Consider the following 17,271-nt stretch of genomic DNA (forward strand, 5'->3'; position numbering starts at 1 on the left):
CGGGCGTGGCACCACGGGCACGGCCGGTACGGACGGTCCGCCTCCCCGGCGACGGGGGAGCGGGCCGTTTCGCGTACCCGGACGCGGGGCGGCTCGGGTCGGTGGATCGCCCTCCGGGGCCCGCCCAGGGGGCCGCTCAGGGGCGGTAGATCGTGCCCGGGACCGGCTCGGCGGGCGCCATCAGCTGGGGCACCGTCACGAAGGTGTAGCCGCGCTTCTTCAGCTCGTCGATGATGCCGGGCACCGCGGGTACCGAGCCCTTGTAGATGTCGTGCAGCAGGATGATGCCGTCCTTGCTCGCCTGGTCCAGAATCCGCTTCTTGATCAGCGCGGAGTCCGTCGTCGAGTAGTCCTTGGCGGTGGCGCTCCACAGGATCTGGGAGAGCCCCAGATCCTTGCTTATCCCGGAGACGGTGTCGTCGGTGCGGCCCTGCGGCGGGCGCATCAGCCGCGGCTTCTTGCCGGTGATCGCCGCTATCGCGTCCTGCGTCTTCTCCAGCTCGGCGCGTATCTGCGCGGGCTTCTTGTCCGTCAGGATCTCGTGCGACCAGGTGTGGTTGGCCACCTCGTGCCCCTCGGCCTCGATCCGGCGGACGGTGTCGGGGTGCTTCTTCACATGGTTCTTGCCCAGCAGGAAGAAGGTCGCGTGGACCTTCTCCTCCTTGAGGATGTCCAGCAGGTGCGGCGTGTCCTCGGCCGGGCCCGCGTCGAACGTCAGGGCTATGCACTTGGCCTTGCGGCAGTCCACCGGGCCGAACGACCCCTTGGAGTCCGAGCCGGCGTCGGCGCGGGCGGAGCCGGGGGCGGTGGTCTCCATCGAGCAGCCGCTGAGCGTCAGGGTGAGGGCTGTCACAAGGGCGACGGCCAACCCCGCACCGATCGACTTCGTCCTACTGGGCAAGGCGGGTCACTCCCTCGTGGCTGAACGGCGCACACGGCGTGCGTCCGGGAGGACTATACACATCACGTATACATGCGGTGTATAGAGGGGGTGCCCGACTCTCCCGAAGGCTTGACGCCTGGTCAGGGGTGCGGAACGGGAAGAACCCGGCGACGGGGTGCGTCACCGGGCTCTCCTGCTGGAACGGCGTGCCGGGCGGCTTCCGGCGCGGCGGCTCAGCCGTTGGCCAGCGCCTGTACGCGGTCGAGGGCGCCGTTGAAGTGACTGTGGTCGCCGACCGTGGGGCCGGTCGAGGTGTACTGCCACATCGTGTAGAAGCCCCAGCCGGCCGGGAGCGCGCCGACCGTGCTGTCGTAGCGGGCCACCCAGAGCGGGTTGGTGGTGCCGAAGCCCGCGTTGTTGCCCGTGCAGGTCTGCCACCAGCTCGTCGCGGTGTAGATGACCGCGTCGCGTCCGGTGCGCGCCTTGTAGGTGTTCACGAAGTCGCGTATCCAGGAGACCATCGCGGCCGGGGACTTGCCGAAGCACTGGTCGCCGTACGGATTCCACTCGATGTCGAGCGCGCCCGGCAGCGTCTTGCCGTCCTTGGACCAGCCGCCGCCGTGGTCGACGAAGTAGTTGGCCTGGACGGCACCGCTCGTCGTGTCCGGGGTGGCGAAGTGGTACGAGCCGCGGATCATCCCGACGTTGTACGAACCGTTGTACTGCTGGGCGAAGTCCTCGTTGGTGTAGTACGTGCCCTCCGTGGCCTTGACGTAGGCCCACTTGACGCCACTGCCCCAGAGGGCCGCCCAGTTCACGGCGTTCTGGTGACCGCTGACGTCCACGCCCTCGGTCTGGACGGCGCGGGTGCCGACCGGCAGTGCGCCCCGGCCGTCGTGGGCGGCGACGCCCATGCCCATGGTGGCGGAACCCCGGGCGGGCTTCGTGGGATTCCCGGTGGCCGGGTTGCCCGTGGCGCCGGCGGCGCCGGGCAGGGCTATGAGGAGGGAGAGTGCTGCGAGCAGAGTTCCCGCGGCTGCGAGGCGCGAGCGGCGGACTGTTTTGGAGCCGGATCTGTGCACGGGCATTGCGTGCCTCCGAGGCTTCAGTGGGGGGATCTGCTGACTCAGGGACCGGCGAACCCACCCCTGATGGAACGACATGGTGTGAACATGCCATGCATGACGCTACGCACGTAGACCCGCACTGCGGAAGAGGGCCTGGGCGGTGCCGTTGGTCTACTCCTGCGAAATACTGACGGAGCTGCGGCGATGACCAGCGGTGAAAGAAACTTTCAGCGGCAGGAAAGCTCATGAGGGGTGTTGACGTGCACGGGAGCGAAAGCGGGAGTGAACCCGGCGCAGCCGGGGGGAGTGGTGTGGACCACGAATTCCTTGCCCTGGAGCTGGAGTTGGCGGTCTTCCTGCGCCGCGCTCGGGCCAATTCCGGCGAAATGGCGCGCGAGGTGCACCCGGAGCTGGAGGCGGCCGCCTACGGACTCTTCGTACGCCTGGAGTCGGCCGGCCGGCAGCGGGCCACCGACCTCGCCTCGTACTTCGGGGTCGGCAAGGCCACCATGAGCCGTCAACTGCGCGCCCTGGAAGGTCTCGGACTGGTGGCGCGCGAGCCCGATCCAGCCGATGGGCGGGCCTTCCTCGTCCATCTCACCGACGAGGGTCTCGACCGCTTCCGGCACGTCCGTGACGCACGCCGGGACCGGTACGTGCGCAAGCTCGCGGACTGGGACCGGGCCGAGGTGGCGGAACTGGCCCGGCTGCTGCACCACTTGAACGCCCGTGCGGAGGACTGACGGCGGCGCACCCCCGGGCGGGCCTCACAGCTCCGCGTAGAGCGCCGTCGCGTCGTCGTGCGTCTTGCCCCGCCGCAGCCGCGTGCGGTCCGTGTCCGCGTCCTCCAGGGCCCGGACCCGGTCGATCAGTCCCTGCGGGCCCTCCTTGCGCAGGACCCCGAGGCAGGCCGTCCAGTCGCCCTCGCCGAACATCTCCGTCCAGCGGCTCGCGCCGTCCGTCATCGCGGCCACGGCCCGCACCTCGGCGCGGGGCGTGCGCCCCGTCACCGCCCGGTGCGCCACGGCCGGATCGGCGGCGGCGGTGAAGAAGCCGCCCTCCTTGTTCCGGAACCCGTCGGCGATCTCCTCGGAGGCGAGCGAGCCCGGCGGCAGCCGGTCGAGCCGGTCGTCCAGCAGGGCGCGGACGGTCCCGTCGGGCGATTCGAGAAGCAGGACGGAATCGGACAGGATCAGGTGTTCGATCTCGGTTCCGTCCCAACGCACCAGGACGACGGTTGCCTGCGGTGTGCGTACGTGAGAAAGGTCACACAGGGAACGGTGCGTGTCGGCGGTGCGCCGGATGGACTCGGCCAGGATCTCCCGCAGGGTCAGATCCCGTCGTGAACCCGACAGTTCGACCAGGGCGCCGCCCAGCCGTGCGGTGAACCACGGGACCGAGTGCACACAACCGTCGTCCCCCGGCGGCGGGGTGACCCCGTCGAGCAGCACCAGCCCCCCGCCCTGGCCGGAAGCGGGCAGGGCGGCGGCGGCCCAGTCCTCGTTCGAGCGGCCGGGGATGCCGGCGGCGGTGGCGAGCTCCATACGCATGCGGCCAGTCTGCACGACGCCTTCACGAGGCCTGCACGGGGCGGGGTCGCCCCGTACCAGCAGGTCAGAAGGGCGGCTGGAGCGGAAGTAATCACTCCGTCAGGTGTGCGGGCGGGCATCCTGCCAAAGCCTGCCCGGAAGTTCCAGCCAGGCGTCCAGGTGTGCCGTCGGGGCCCCGCGGGGAGACTTGTTCGTCAACTCGGGAGTGTTGTTCACTCCTTCGAGTGGCGGAGCGGTTGATGTGCGCCCCCCTCTCAAAAGCACTGGAATGGTCAGAAGCCGTACCAGGGGTCGGGGCGCTCCTTCAAGTGGCCGTGCGTCACCTCTGCTTCAAGGGCGGACGAGTCAAGATTGCGAGCACCGGTGCAGAAGAAGCGGCCTCGGAGCAAGGGCGGCAAGAACAGCGGTTCCGAGGTGGCGCCTTCGGCGCCGGCTGAAGGCGGGCGCCGCGTGCGCGTACGCAGTCGGCTGGTCGCGGGAGTCGCGGTCGTCGGGATCACCGTCATAGCCGCGGGGGCCCCGGCAGCCCTCAGTGCCTCCTCCGATCTGACCGACTCACAGCGGCTGGTCACCCTCGCGGAGCTGAACCAGCAGGCCATCGCGCTGGCGCACTCCCTCGCGGACGAGCGCGACGAGGTCACCGCGTACATCGCGGCCGGCCGGCAGGGAAAGCCCGGCGGGACCGGCGCCACCGGGAGCCGGAGTGCCCGCGTCGACCAGCAGGTGGACGAGATCGGGGACGCGGCCCCGGACGTCCTGCGCCGCGACCTCTCCACCATCCCCTCGCTGCGCCGCGACGCCGTCAGCGGCAAGGGCTCCGCGCTGGAGGCCCATCAGTCGTACTCCGAGGTCATCGCCAAGCTCCACGGCCTCGCCGACGAACTCGCGGAGAAGACCCCGCCGCGCGCCGCCGGCTCCGGCCGCGCCCCGCTCGCCCTCGGGCAGGCCACCGAGCACGCCTCGGCCACCCGGGGGCTGCTGCTCGCCGCGCTCGCCGTGCCCCGCAAGGAGCCGGTGACGCAGACCGACCCGTTCACCGGGCTGCCCGTCCAGGTCCAGGACGAGGGCGACACCAAGGACGACCGCACCCGTGACGAGCTGAGCGCCGCCGCCCAGCAGTCCCGGGTCGGCGAGCTCTCCTCGCTCGCCGACTTCGACCAGGCGGCCGGGGCCGCCGCCCGCGACAAGCTCGCCTCCACCGTCACCGGCCCCGAGGTCAACAGCGCGGAGAAGTACCTCGCCGAGCTCACCGACCGCCCCGAGCTCTCCGACTCCGACCAGAAGGCCGACAGCAAGAAGACCGGGGCGGCGCTCTCCGCCCGGATCGACCGGATGCGGAGCGTCGAGTCCGCGCTCGGCACCGCGCAGGTCCACCGGCTCGAACAGCTGCGCGACGACGACGTCACCGCGCTCGAACTGCGGATCGCGCTGCTCGGCGGCTGTCTGCTGATCGCCGTCGGCGTGTCCACCGCCGTGGCCCGCACCCTCACCCAGCCGCTCGCCGTGCTGCGGATCGGCGCCGCCCGTCTCGCCGCGGAACCCGACACCGCCGAACCGGTCCGCTACACCGGCCGCAACGACGAGTTCGCCCAGGTCGTACGGTCCATCAACACCCTGCACGGCCGGCTGTACGGACTGCTCCACGAGTTCAACGGACGGTTCGACAGCCTGGAGAGCGAGCGCGCCGAGCTGATCGCCGGCCGCGAGGCACTCACCGTCCAGCGTGCCGAACTCCAGGTCCACACGGCCGATCTGACGGCCCAGCTGGAGAAGCTGAAGAACACCGTCCACCACACCTTCGTCAACCTCTCGCTGCGCAACCTCGGCCTCGTCGAGCGCCAGCTCGGGGTCATCGAGTCGCTGGAGGACCGCGAGCAGGACCCGGACCGGCTCGCCACCCTCTTCAAGCTCGACCACATGGCCACGGTCATGCGCCGTCACGGCGAGAACATGCTCGTCCTCGCGGGCGCCGAGCACGGGCACGGGCACCCGGGTCCGATTCCGCTGGTCGACGTCCTGCGCGCGGCGGTCAGCGAGATCGAGCGGTACGAGCGGGTCACCATCCAGTCCCTGCCGCCGCACGCCCAGATCGCCGGATTCGCCGCCGACGACCTCAGCCACCTCGTCGCCGAACTCCTGGAGAACGCAACCTCCTTCTCGCCGCCCGACTCCCGTGTCGAGCTCTCCGGCTGGCTGCTGGAGACCGGCGAGGTGATGCTCTCCGTGCAGGACGAGGGCATCGGCATGTCGTCCGTGCGGATGGGCGAGCTGAACACCCGGCTGGGCGACCCGTCGCTCTTCGAGGCGGGCGAACAGAACGCGGACGGGGCAGGTCTCGGCCTCCAGGTGACGTCGCTGCTGGCCGCGCGCCACGCCGTACGGGTCCAGCTGTGCGAGCAGAAGGGCAGCGGGGTGACCGCGGTTGTCGTACTGCCCAAGGCCCTGCTGCCGAAGGGGCCGCCGGCCGCCACCCCGCCGCCGGTCACCGCACACGGCGATGTACCCGCCCTGAATCTGCCGGGATCGGTCGCCGAGGCCAACTCCAACGCACTGCCGAGCCGCACCCCGGCGCTGTCCGGCGACCCGCTGATCGCGGCGGCCGAGCAGACGATCGCGGCGGCCGAGCGGACGATCGCCGAGTCCGGGGCCGCCGACGCGCGCTCCGCCGAGAGCCGTCCCCGGACCGTCCCCGACCACGCACCCCCCGCCGCACTCGCACCGGAACCGGAACCGGAACCGGCACCCGCACCCGAACCGGCACCCGAACCGGCACCCGAACCGGCACCCGAGCCGGAGGCCGCGCCCGAGCAGCCCGCCCGCCAGGAACAGCCCTCCCGCGCCGAGCAGCCCCCGGAGTCCGAGTCCGAGATCACGATGCAGGTCAGGCTGCCCCGGGTGCCCGAGTTCGACGACGCACCCGAGGACATCCACGCCCCCGCCTTCGGGGACGACCCCGAGCCCACGCTCGCCTCCGGCCCGTACGCCATCGGCCCCGACCGCCACGAGCGCGCCGCCGACGAGGGCCCGCAGCCGGGGGGCACCCCGGCACCCACCGCCCCGGCACCCACCGCCCCGGCACCCACCGCCCCGGCACCCACCGCCCCGGCACCCACCACCCCGGCACCCACCGCCCCGGCACCCACCACGCCGACCCCGGCCCCCGCCCCCGTCACCACCTCCGTGGCCGGCGCCGTGCCCGGCCCGCGCCACCCGGAGCCCGAGAGGATCACCGACAAGGGGCTGCCCAAGCGCACCCCCAAGGTCGTCACGCCCACCGCGGCCCCCGCGGCCGACCGCAAGGGCGGCGTGGACAAGGACGCGCTGCGCCGCCGGCTGGGCGGCTTCCACCAGGGCGCGAAGGACGGCCGCAGGGATGTCGAGGCGGAGATCGCCGAATCTGCCGCCACGCCGGAGTCCGCCGTTCCGGCCGACCGCACCGCCCGTACAGGCCACACTGAGGCGGCCGGCCGTACCGACGGTCGAACCGATGAGACGGGGGACACAGTCGAGGAGGCACGCAGTTGACTGCGCCCAGCACATTCGGGCTGAGCACCGAGGCCCGGAACCTTCAGTGGTTGCTCAGCAATCTGGTGGAGGAGGTGCCAGGGGTTCACTCGGTCACCGTCGTCTCGTCCGACGGCCTGATGCTCCTCTCCTCCGATCCCGGCCACCAGAGTGCCCCGGCGGAGGCCCGGAAAGAGGGCCCCCGAGGCTCCAGCGCCGACCTGGCGACCATCGTCTCCGGTATCGGCAGCCTCACCATCGGCGCCGCGAAGCTGATGGAGGGCGGCGGCGTCAAGCAGACCATGGTCGCCATGGAGGACGGCAGCGTCTTCGTCATGTCGATCAGTGACGGCTCACTCCTCGGTGTGCACGCCACCCCCGACTGTGACATGAGCGTCGTCGCCTACCACATGGCGCTCTTCGTCGGCCGCGCCGGCCACGTACTCACCCCCGAACTCCGCAGTGAGCTGCGCAAATCGATGGAGAGCGCCCAGTGACCCCAGCCGCCGCCGAACCCGCCCGCAGGCTCCCCGTCCGGGGGGCGGAGAAACGGCCCGCACGGGTCCGCCCGTACTCGCTCACCGGTGGTCGCACCCGGTTCGGCCACGTCCTGCTCGTCGAGACGTTCGTGGCCGCGCTCGAAGCACCCGACGAGCGTCGCGAACTGACCAACGGCAACCTCGCCTCGCGCGTCATGCCGGAGCTCCAGGCCATCGTCGAGATCTGCCGCCGGATGCGTACCGTCGCGGAGATCTCCGCACTGCTGAAGATGCCGCTCGGCGTGGTCCGGGTGCTGCTCAGCGACTTGGCCGACCAGGGAAAGATCCGCGTGTACGGGACCGGGCACGGCACCGGCCAGCCCGACCGCGCACTGCTCGAAAGGGTTCTCAATGGACTCCGCCGTCTCTGAGCCGACGCTCTTCGCCCCGCGTCAGCCGGGGCCCGCGAACCAGGCCGACGAAGGGCTCCAGGCCTGGCAGCTGGACCACACCAGGGCCCCGATCGCCACGAAGATAGTGGTCGCGGGCGGCTTCGGCGTGGGCAAGACGACCTTCGTGGGCTCGGTCTCCGAGATCACCCCGCTGAAGACCGAAGCGATGATGACCCAGGCCAGCGAGGAGACCGACGACCTCAGCGCGACGCCGGACAAGGTCACCACGACCGTCGCCATGGACTTCGGCCGTCTCACCCTCGACGACGACCTCGTGCTGTACGTCTTCGGCACGCCGGGTCAGCAGCGCTTCTGGTTCATGTGGGACGACCTGGTGCGCGGCGCGATCGGCGCGGTCGTGATGGCCGACACCCGCCGGCTCGACGACTGCTTCCCGGCCCTCGACTACTTCGAGAGCTGCGGACTGCCGTACATCGTGGCCGTCAACCACTTCGAGGGAACGCCGGGGTTCGAGGCCGAGGACGTCAGGGAGGCCCTGACCGTACCTCCGCACGTGCCTGTTGTGATCATGGACGCGCGTAACAGGATCGCCGTCGTCGAGGCGCTGTTGGCCCTGGTGGGCCACGCTCTCGACGCATCCCCATACTAGGCCGTCACACACAACGGAGAACCGCGATGCGGAAGATACTCATAGTCGGAGCCGGTCAGTCCGGGCTCCAGCTCGCTCTGGGACTGCAGTCCAGAGGGTACGAAGTCACCCTGATGTCCAACCGCACCGCCGACGAGATCCGTTCGGGCCGGGTCATGTCGACCCAGTGCATGTTCCACACCGCGCTCCAGTACGAGCGGGACTACCAGCTCAACTTCTGGGAGTCCCAGGCCCCGCGCATCGAGGGCCTCGGCGTCTCGGTCGCCGCGCCGGACTCCTCGCGCGCCGTCGACTGGGTCGGCAAGCTGGACGGCTTCGCCCAGTCCGTGGACCAGCGCGTGAAGATGGCCGGCTGGATGGACACCTTCGCCCAGCGCGGCGGACAGCTCGTCATCCACGGCGCGGCCGTCTCGGACCTGGACTACTTCTCCCGCACGTACGACCTGGTGATGGTCTCGGCGGGCAAGGGCGAGCTGGTCTCCATGTTCGGCCGGGACGCCTCCCGTTCGCCGTTCGACGCCCCGCAGCGCGCCCTGGCCGTCGCGTACGTCCACGGCATGGGCCCGCGCCCCGAGCACCCCGAGTTCGACGCGGTCCGCTGCAACCTGGTCCCGGGCGTCGGCGAGCTGTTCGTGATGCCGACCCTGACCACGTCCGGCCGCGCCGACATCCTGTTCTGGGAAGGTGTTCCGGGCGGACCGATCGACGCCTTCCAGGGCATCAAGGACCCCTCGGAGCACCTCGCCAAGACGCTGGAGCTCCTGGAGCGGTTCACCCCGTGGGAGTACGCACGCGCCACGAAGGTCGAACTGACCGATGCCAACGGCACCCTGGCGGGCCGTTACGCCCCGACCGTCCGCAAGCCGATCGGCCGGCTGCCCGGCGGCGGCCTGGTGCTCGGCGTCGCGGACGTGGTCGTCGCCAACGACCCGGTCACCGGACAGGGTTCCAACTCGGCCTCCAAGTGCGCGAACGCCTACCTGGACTCGATCATCGAGCACGGCGACGGTGAGTTCGACGCGGCGTGGATGCAGTCCACGTTCGACCGCTACTGGGACACCGCCCAGCACGTCACGAGGTGGACGAACGCCATGCTCGGCGCCCCGCCGGAGCACGTGCTGAACCTGATCGGTGCCGCCGGCCAGCTCCAGCCGGTCGCCGACCGCTTCGCCAACGGGTTCAACGACCCGGCGGACTTCGACAACTTCTTCTTCGAGCCGGAGAAGACGAACGCGTACCTCGCCTCGGTCGCGGGTCCGGTCGCCTGAGCGCCCCGTACCGCCTGAACGAACCGGCCGGGCCGGGCCCGTCGCCATCGCCGGCGGTCCCCGGCCCGGCCGGCGCGCGTGCGGCGGCGGCCGCTACCCGGTGGGGGCCGTGGAGACGCTGTAGCCCTCGTCGGAGCCCCCGGAGGCTCCCTGGGGGAGCTCCGGGGGCTTGTACGTACGCAGAGGGGCGCTCTCCGGGTCCGGCCGGACAGCGCCCAGCAGCGGATTCGACGCCAGCGGGGAGACCTTCACCCGGGAGCCCGGCCGGGGCGCCTGCACCACCAGGCCGTTGCCGATGTACAGCGCCACATGGGTGGCCTTCGGGAAGTAGATCACCAGATCACCCGGGCGCAGCGCGTTCACCGGGACCTTCCGGAGCTGGCGCCACTGCTCCTGCGAGGTCCGCGGAATGGGGCGCCCGGCGTTCGCCCAGGCCTGCGAGGTGAGTCCGGAGCAGTCGAACGAGCCGGGGCCCTCGGCGCCCCACACGTACGGCTTGCCGATCTGCCGGACCGCGTACCGGACCGCCTCGCCGCCCTCCTCGGACGGCGGCCGGGTCGAGGACAGGGCGCCCGAGGCGGCCAGCGCGCCCTGGGCCGCGGCGGTGCCCTTCTGTTCGAGGCCGGACAACTCGGCGAGCTGGCCGGCGGAGAGCGTGGCGAGCATCGCCTCGACCCCCTTGAGGCGCTTGTCCACCGCGTCGCGTTCCTTCTTCTGCCGTGCGGCCAGCACCTGCTGCCGGTCGAGCACCTTGCGGGATTCCTTCGCCAGCTCGTCGGCACGCTTCTCGGCGCCGGTGAGCCGCTTCACGGCCGCCACCCGCCCGGCGGCCAGCCGCTGGATGACCTGCCCCTGGTCCAGGGCCTGCCCGGGGTCGCGGGACAGCAGCAGTCGCAGGTACGAGGAGAAGTCGGAACGGCCCTGGTACTGCTCGCGGGCCAGCCGCCCGGCGGCGTCGCGGCCGCGGGACAGCGAGAGCCTGGCGGTGACGAGGGCGGCGTCCAGCTTCTCCGCCTCCGCCTTCCGTTTCTTCAGCTCGGCCACCGTCCCGTTGTAGGCCTCGGTGGCCTCCTCGGTCTGCTGGTACAGCTTCTGGAGCTCGCTCAGCAGCGCGGCGGGACTGCCGGCGGCCGCTTCCGGGGCGGCGGCGCCCGCGCTTCCGTTGCCGGGGTCCGCGGGTACGGGGGAGGGGGCGGCCACGGCGGCGGCCGGTGAGGTCACGACGACGGCTGCCAGCGCCGTCGTACAGATGGAGCGCAAGACGCTGCCCGGCACGACATCACCTCCGATAGCGGGGTGAATCGTCGGACTACCCCATAAGTGAGCGCAATTCCTCCATACGCTCACCTGCCGTCAGGTGATTCAAGGACCGGGCGGCGTGGCGGCGGCCCGATCCCCCGGAAGGCGGCGGATCCGCCGCCTTCCCGGCCCCGCGGTCAGTCGACCGGGAACGCGTAGAACACCCGGCCGCGCCGGACGACGGCGCTCTTCCCGGAGGCCAGCACCTGGTACTTGGTGGTGGCCGTCGCGCCCTTCGGGTCCTGCTCCCCGATGTCCTGGAACTTCCACAGCCGCCGCCCGTCGGCCGCCGAGAACGCGGTGACCTGGCCGGAGCTCGCCGCGAGCAGGGTCGCGCCGGTGGCGCTGACGGTGATCGCGGGAGTCACGTCGGTGCGCGGCCCCTCCGTCGACCGCAGCCAGCGCAGCCGCCCGGTCTCCCGGTCGACCGCTCCCACCTCCTGGTTGCTGTTGGTGGTGTGCAGCAGTGCGCCGGCCTCGACCGAGTTCCCGAAGTGGGAGCCGCGGCTGCCGTTGAGCGTCCACTTGGGCTTTCCGTCGGACGTCCCGAAGGCCCGGAGGTCGTCACCGACCGCCGCGTACAGCCGGCCGTCCGCATCGCCCACGGCCCCGCCGCCGGGTGTGACGCCGCCGAACGTCTCGGTCCACTTCGCCTTTCCGGTCTTCCGGTCGAAGCCGCGGAACCTGCCCTTGCCCTTGGCCGCCTTCACGTCCGCCGGGGTGAGCGACACCTGGCTCTGCCGTACGACGATGTCGTCCGGCCGCACCGCGATCAGCCGGTACACCGGCGCGGCCGGGCCGCGGCCGTTGGGCACGGGGGTGCGCCACAGCTCCTTGCGCTGCTCGATGTCGTACCCGAACAGGAACGACGTGACGACCTGCTTGTCCTTCCCGCGCTTCTTGCCCTTCTTCGGCTTGGGGGCCTTCACGGTGCTCTTGGTGGAGCCGGTGAACCAGACGGTCGAACCGGACGCGCCGACCAGCTCGGGCACCGTCAGGTGCGGGGCGCCCTCGAACTCGTCGGCGTACGCCACCCGGTGGGCCACCCGGCCGTCCTTCGCCGACAGCCACAGGAACTCGGCCGGACCCGCGATGAAACAGAACTCCTTGCCGGCCGGCAGGGCGGCCTGGCCCTTCGCGCCGTCCGCGCTCTCCCAGACCCGGCGGCCGGTGCGCAGGTCGAGGGCGGAGGCATGGGTCTCGTCGGTCACCACCAGCAGCCGGTCGTTCCAGACGGCGGCGGTGAGGGGGGCGGGTTCGGACTCCGGGTGCGTATGGATCCAGCGCGGCTGCGGAGGCAGCCCGGCGATGACGGGCCGGCTGCTGCTCGGGGCGGGCTTGGCGTCGTCGGTGGACTTCGCGTCGTCGCCCGGCCCGAGAGCCAGCACCCCGCCGCCCCCGACGAGGAGCCCGGCGGCCCCGGCCGCGGCCGCGATCAGCAGGGTCCGGCGGTCGGCCGCGGCGCGCTCGGGAGCGGCCGGGAGCGGGAGCGGGGCGGCGGGAAGGAGTGCGGCGGGGGCGGGCGCGGGCAGGGCATAAGGGGCCGGCGGCCCGGCGGGGAGGGCGGCCGGGGGGCCGGGCAGCTCACGCGGCATCGAGAGCTGGGCCGTCGCCAGATCGGGCCGCGGGGCGCGGTGGTCGATGATCCCGAACTGGGCGGTCCGGGTGTCCCGGCCGGGCGCGGGGGCCTCGGACCCGGCGGCGGGCACCACGGCGTCCTGCACGTCCTGCACGTCCGGGGCATCGGTGGCGGGGGCGCCCGCCGAGTCCTCGACGGCGGGCGGTGCGGCCTCCAACGCCTGGGCGCGTACGCCCTGTTCGGCCACGGCCGCCGACAGTGGAGCCGGCAGCCACTGGCCGCCCTTCGCGAGCCCGGCCGCGCCCTCCAGGGCCAGTTCCGCGGCCACCGCACCCGCCGTCGGCCGGTCGGCCGGGTCCTTCGCCAGACAGCGGGCGACCAGATCGCGCAACGCGTCCGGCACGGCGGCCAGCTCGGGGTCGGTGTGGGCGATCCGCTCGGCGGCCTCCGCCGCCGGACCGTCCGCCAGCGGGGTGCTGCCGGTCGCCGCGTACGCGAGCAGCAGGCCCAGCACGAAGAGGTCGGACGCCGGACCGGCCTCCTTGCCCTCGACCTGCTCCGGGGTCAGATAGCCGAGCCGCACGGAGAGCTGCCCGCCCGGCCGCGCCTCGGCGTCGGCCGCCGCACCCAGCGGGCCGAACGCGGTGAGCCGCGGCCCGTCCCCGGCCAGCAGCACCGTCCTGGGGGCGAGACCCTGGAGCACGGCCCCGGTGGCGTGCACGCGGGAGAGGGTCTCGGCGACGCCCGCGCCCAGTATCCGCACGGCACGCTCGGGGAGCGGCCCGGCGGTCTCGATCGCCTCGGCGAGGGTCACCGCCGGCACGTACTCCGAGGCCGTCCACAGCGGGTCGTCGGCCCCCGACCCGTCCGTACGGGTGTCGAGCCGCGCCGCCACCCAGCCGCCGGCCAGCCGGTCCGCGGTCCGCGCCTCCGCCTCGAAGCGCCGCCGGAAGGCGGGCAGCGCGGCCAGCGCGGGCCGCGCCGCGGTGATCACGGCGAGATCCCCCGGGGCCGTGCCGCGCGCCAGGTACTGCACCGCCGCGGCTGTCTCACGCAGCCGTGCCAGCGTCGCGTACGGGCCGAAGCGGCGTGGATCGTCCTGACGCAGCGCTTCCATGGCGCACCCCCTGTGTGACCTTCCTCGGACCGGATCGTCGATCTTACGGTCTCCCCCGAGGCCGGGAGCATCGCCCCGATTCACCCCATATGCGTCATCGCGGTTTAGACCAGGGCCACTTGGGGCTGTGCCGCTCACGGCCGCCGGGGGCGTACTCGTACAACCAGCCGCGCTGGATCCCCAGCCGCTTGGAGTGTCCGGCGGGGACCCGCCGGTACGCGTACACGGTGGCCGGCCCGCCGTCGGCGTCCGGGACCGGGACCTCGTACCACTTGGGCGGGTGGCCGGTCGCGCCGACGAGTACGGGCAGGACCCGTCCGTCCAGCGGGCCGCCGGTGAAGGGGGTGTTCTCGCTTCTCACCGCCCCAGTCTGACCGATCAGCCCGGCGGCAGCAGATGCGCGGCCTCGCCGACCACCGGGATCAGCCGGTCCGCCAGCCGGCCGGCCGGGCCCGCCGCGGTCTCCAGGGGCAGCAGCTCGGCCACGGCGGCCGCGGTCGCCGGGTCCGTGGCCGCGGTGACCGCGAGGAGTCCGATGAACTGGTCGACGAGCCAGTCGCGCAGCTCGGAGGCGGCGGGCTGCTTCCCCTCGTCCAGCCAGATCAGCGAGGCGGCCTCGACGGCCGCGATCCAGGTGCGCACCATCATCCGCAGCCGCGGTCCGGGATCAGTGCCCGCGCCCCGGCCCAGGTGCAGCAGGATCTGGTCGGCCGCCGCCCGCCGTACCTCGTCGACGATCGTGCCCGTACGGGACGTCTCCGCGACACTGCCGCCGCGCAGCAGTGCGCTGAAGCCGGCGTCGTGCTGGTCGACGAAGGCGAGATAGCGGTCCAGGACCCGCGTCACCCGCTCCGTGGGCGGGCCCACGGCCGGTTCCGCGAAGCACAGGATCAGTTCCTCGGCGGCCGACCTGAGCGCCGCCTCGTACAACTGCTGCCGTCCGCCGGGGAAGTAGCGGTAGACCAGCGGCCGGGACACCCCGGCCACCGTCGCGACCTCGTCGAGCGAGACCTCGTCGGGGGCCCGGTGCGCGAAGAGGGTGAGCGCCGCACCGAGGAGCTGGGCGCGCCGTTCCTCGACGCTGAGCCTTCGGTACGCGCGGTTCGGCGTCGCGGCTGCGGCAGGGGTCATACCGGCCAGCGTAACGAACTGGTGCGCGACAGGGAGCCCGCTCCCTGTCGCGCACCAGGTCGTAAGCGCTGGTGCCGTGTCCGGGGCCGTCAGGCGAGCAGGCCCGAGCTCTTCCACAGCCTGCGCCCCACTCCGTTGAGGACTCCGATGTCGTCGAAGAAGTCGGTCAGCCGCTTGGCGCCCGACTGCATGACCTCGGCCCGGTGCCCGCTCGCCCGCACCTGGGCCACGGCCTCCTGGGGGTCCAGCCCGACGCTCCCGTACACCTGCGGATTGACGAAGCAGACGGAGAAGACACGGGCCGCCTGGCCGCAGCTGACCCGGGTGAGCTCGCGCTCCCAGCGGGGCGCGGTCACCATCTGGCGGCGCAGCTCCTCGCGGGCGTACCGGACGTGCCGGGCCTCCTCGACCACATGGATGCGGGTCACGCCGCGCACCAGGGTCTGGACGCGCTCGTCGGGGAAGGTGAGCCGCTGCATCCAGTCGAGGATCTCCTCGCCGAGCAGGGTGGCCGCGAACGAACCGGGTGTGGTGGAGACGGTCTTCAGCACCCGGGCGAGGTTGTGGTACCTGCGCGGGACCGGGTAGCAGGGCGCCCCGCCCCAGGTGATCATCCGGCCGAACATCATCGAGTGCCGGCACTCGTCGGCTATCTCGGTGAGCGCGTAGCGGACGTGGTTGCTGGTCACCGGCTTGTCGTAGATGTGCCGTACCAGCAGCTGCATGAGGATGATCTCGAACCAGATGCCGAGCGAGGCCAGGGAGGCCGACTCGTGCCGGGCCAGGTCCTGTCGCTGCTCCTGCGACATCCTCCGCCACATCGGGGTGTCGTAGAGGGAGATCAGCTCGGGCGGCCAGAACCACTTGCCGTCCTCGGGCGCCGCGTCCCAGTCGAGCTCCTTGTCGGGGTCGAAGGAGTGCTTGGCCGAGGCCTCCAGCAGCCGTTCGGCGATCTGCTCGCGGTCCCGGAGCGGGCCGAGCGCGTCGCGGAGCAGCTGTACATCGTGTTCGGTCGCTGACGTCATGGCTGGAGGCACCTCACACATGGGTTACCGGCGGTCATCTCTTATGAGACCGTCTGTCAGCAAGCCCGTCAATCCCTTGCGCACGACTTGTTGACCCGGCGTCTACCAACGTGTGAACCTGCCAACTGAGCCAATCGACAGGTGACTTGTCGGAGCATGCGAGGCGAAGGAGCCGTCCATGTCGACCCACGACCTCTACACCACCGCCCCCGACCAGCCGCTGTGGACGGTGCCCGCCTCGGGCGCCGCCCGCTTCAGCTGGGACTACGACGACGGCCGCGAGCGCCTCCTCGCCCTGTACCAGAAGGGCAAGGACAAGCAGTGGGACGGCAACAAGCGCATCGACTGGAGCCTGGAGGTCGACCCCACCGACCCGCTCGGCACCCCCGACGAGGGCCTCACCCTGTACGGAACCCCGCACTGGGCGAAGATGACCGAGAGGGACCGGGGGGAGCTGCGCAAGCACTACACCTCCTGGCAGTTCAGCCAGTTCCTCCACGGTGAGCAGGGCGCGATGGTCTGCGCGGCCCGGATCGTGGAGTCCGTCCCCGATCTGGACGCCAAGTTCTACTCCGCGACCCAGACCATGGACGAGGCCCGGCACGCGGAGATCTACGGCCGGTTCCTGCACGAGAAGATCGGGATGCTGTACCCGGTCAACGACAACCTCCAGGGCCTGCTGGGCGACACCCTGCGCGACTCCCGCTGGGACATGCCCTACCTCGGCATGCAGGTCCTCATCGAGGGGCTGGCCCTGGCCGCCTTCGGCATGATCCGCGACACCACGACCAAGCCGCTGCCCAAGCAGATCCTCGCGTACGTCATGCAGGACGAGGCCCGCCATGTGGCCTTCGGCCGGATGGCGCTGCGCGACTACTACAAGCAGCTGAGCGACGCGGAACTGCGCGAGCGCGAGGAGTTCGTCATCGAGGGCTGCTACCTGATGCGCGACCGGCTCAGCGGAGTGGAGGTGCTGGAGAACTTCGGCATCGCCAAGCAGGAGGCCAAGGAGCTCTCCGAGCACTCCGAGTTCCTCCAGCTCTTCCGCAAGCTGCTGTTCAGCCGCATCGTCCCGTGCGTCAAGGACATCGGGCTGTGGGGCGAGCGGCTGCAGAAGGCGTACGTCGACATGGGCGTCCTCGAACTCGGTGACTCCAGCCTGGACCTGCTCATGGCCCAGGACGAGGAGATAGCCGAACAGCTGGACCGGGACCGTTTCGAGGCCGAGGAGCAGGCGCGGGTGGCGGAGGTCGCGGATGCGATCGCGGACGGCGGGGCGGAGAGCGCTGAGTAGGGTCGGCCGCATG

At 71.8% G+C, this 17,271-nt stretch carries 15 protein-coding genes; 7 read left to right on the plus strand and 8 right to left on the minus strand.

Going from position 1 to position 17,271, the window contains the following annotated elements:
* Nucleotides 1-136: 136 nt before the first annotated feature.
* Together ACZ6S6_RS15630 and ACZ6S6_RS15635 are read right to left on the minus strand one after the other, a co-directional pair.
* Nucleotides 137-817, minus strand: a complete 681-nt coding sequence (locus tag ACZ6S6_RS15630; protein WP_362960922.1) for a polysaccharide deacetylase family protein — start codon at nucleotides 815-817, stop codon at nucleotides 137-139.
* A 299-nt stretch (nucleotides 818-1,116) separates the two neighbouring features.
* Entirely contained in the window at nucleotides 1,117-1,971 is an 855-nt protein-coding gene (locus tag ACZ6S6_RS15635; RefSeq protein ID WP_362960873.1) for a lysozyme, read from the minus strand.
* A 224-nt stretch (nucleotides 1,972-2,195) separates the two neighbouring features.
* On the opposite strand from ACZ6S6_RS15635, the gene ACZ6S6_RS15640 reads away from it, so the two are divergent.
* Nucleotides 2,196-2,693, plus strand: a complete 498-nt coding sequence (locus ACZ6S6_RS15640) for a MarR family winged helix-turn-helix transcriptional regulator (protein ID WP_469705973.1) — start codon at nucleotides 2,196-2,198, stop codon at nucleotides 2,691-2,693.
* Nucleotides 2,694-2,717: 24 nt separating this feature from the next.
* Here the strand turns inward: ACZ6S6_RS15640 and ACZ6S6_RS15645 are convergent, their stop codons facing one another.
* A complete protein-coding gene (locus ACZ6S6_RS15645) occupies nucleotides 2,718-3,500 on the minus strand; it encodes a protein phosphatase 2C domain-containing protein (RefSeq protein WP_362960870.1) in 783 nt (260 codons plus the stop codon).
* Between the two features lie 363 nt (nucleotides 3,501-3,863).
* Here ACZ6S6_RS15645 and ACZ6S6_RS15650 point away from each other — a divergent pair, with 363 nt between their 5' ends.
* The 5 genes from ACZ6S6_RS15650 to ACZ6S6_RS15670 are packed head-to-tail and all read left to right on the plus strand — an operon-like array spanning nucleotide 3,864 to nucleotide 9,813.
* Nucleotides 3,864-7,025 (plus strand): sensor histidine kinase, encoded by a 3,162-nt coding sequence (locus ACZ6S6_RS15650; RefSeq protein ID WP_469705974.1) that lies wholly within the window; start codon nucleotides 3,864-3,866, stop codon nucleotides 7,023-7,025.
* Entirely contained in the window at nucleotides 7,022-7,501 is a 480-nt protein-coding gene (locus ACZ6S6_RS15655; protein WP_469705975.1) for a roadblock/LC7 domain-containing protein, read from the plus strand. Before ACZ6S6_RS15650 ends, ACZ6S6_RS15655 begins: the two co-directional genes overlap by 4 nt.
* Nucleotides 7,498-7,914 (plus strand): DUF742 domain-containing protein, encoded by a 417-nt coding sequence (locus tag ACZ6S6_RS15660; protein WP_362960863.1) that lies wholly within the window; start codon nucleotides 7,498-7,500, stop codon nucleotides 7,912-7,914. The genes ACZ6S6_RS15655 and ACZ6S6_RS15660 overlap by 4 nt, the downstream gene beginning before the upstream one ends.
* On the plus strand, nucleotides 7,895-8,545 hold the full coding sequence (locus tag ACZ6S6_RS15665) for a GTP-binding protein (protein ID WP_469705976.1): 651 nt from the start codon (nucleotides 7,895-7,897) through the stop codon (nucleotides 8,543-8,545). The genes ACZ6S6_RS15660 and ACZ6S6_RS15665 overlap by 20 nt, the downstream gene beginning before the upstream one ends.
* Nucleotides 8,546-8,571: 26 nt before the next feature.
* Entirely contained in the window at nucleotides 8,572-9,813 is a 1,242-nt protein-coding gene (locus tag ACZ6S6_RS15670) for a styrene monooxygenase/indole monooxygenase family protein (RefSeq protein ID WP_469705977.1), read from the plus strand.
* A 93-nt stretch (nucleotides 9,814-9,906) separates the two neighbouring features.
* On the opposite strand, the gene ACZ6S6_RS15675 is transcribed toward ACZ6S6_RS15670, so the two are convergent.
* From ACZ6S6_RS15675 to ACZ6S6_RS15695, 5 genes are all read right to left on the minus strand, one after another.
* Complete coding sequence (locus tag ACZ6S6_RS15675; RefSeq protein ID WP_469705978.1) at nucleotides 9,907-11,088, minus strand: C40 family peptidase; 1,182 nt, start codon at nucleotides 11,086-11,088, stop codon at nucleotides 9,907-9,909.
* Between the two features lie 161 nt (nucleotides 11,089-11,249).
* A complete protein-coding gene (locus ACZ6S6_RS15680) occupies nucleotides 11,250-13,808 on the minus strand; it encodes an outer membrane protein assembly factor BamB family protein (protein ID WP_469705979.1) in 2,559 nt (852 codons plus the stop codon).
* A 94-nt stretch (nucleotides 13,809-13,902) separates the two neighbouring features.
* Nucleotides 13,903-14,169 carry a hypothetical protein gene (locus ACZ6S6_RS15685; RefSeq protein WP_362960848.1) on the minus strand — a complete coding sequence of 89 codons (267 nt, stop codon included), beginning with the start codon at nucleotides 14,167-14,169 and terminating at the stop codon, nucleotides 13,903-13,905.
* Between the two features lie 17 nt (nucleotides 14,170-14,186).
* Entirely contained in the window at nucleotides 14,187-14,939 is a 753-nt protein-coding gene (locus ACZ6S6_RS15690; protein WP_362960845.1) for a TetR/AcrR family transcriptional regulator, read from the minus strand.
* A gap of 89 nt (nucleotides 14,940-15,028) precedes the next feature.
* A complete protein-coding gene (locus tag ACZ6S6_RS15695) occupies nucleotides 15,029-15,964 on the minus strand; it encodes an AurF N-oxygenase family protein (RefSeq protein ID WP_362960842.1) in 936 nt (311 codons plus the stop codon).
* Nucleotides 15,965-16,142: 178 nt separating this feature from the next.
* On the opposite strand from ACZ6S6_RS15695, the gene ACZ6S6_RS15700 reads away from it, so the two are divergent.
* On the plus strand, nucleotides 16,143-17,258 hold the full coding sequence (locus ACZ6S6_RS15700) for a ferritin-like domain-containing protein (protein ID WP_362960839.1): 1,116 nt from the start codon (nucleotides 16,143-16,145) through the stop codon (nucleotides 17,256-17,258).
* Nucleotides 17,259-17,271 lie beyond the last annotated feature (13 nt).

This window comes from Streptomyces sp. NPDC048671 (genome assembly GCF_055587045.1).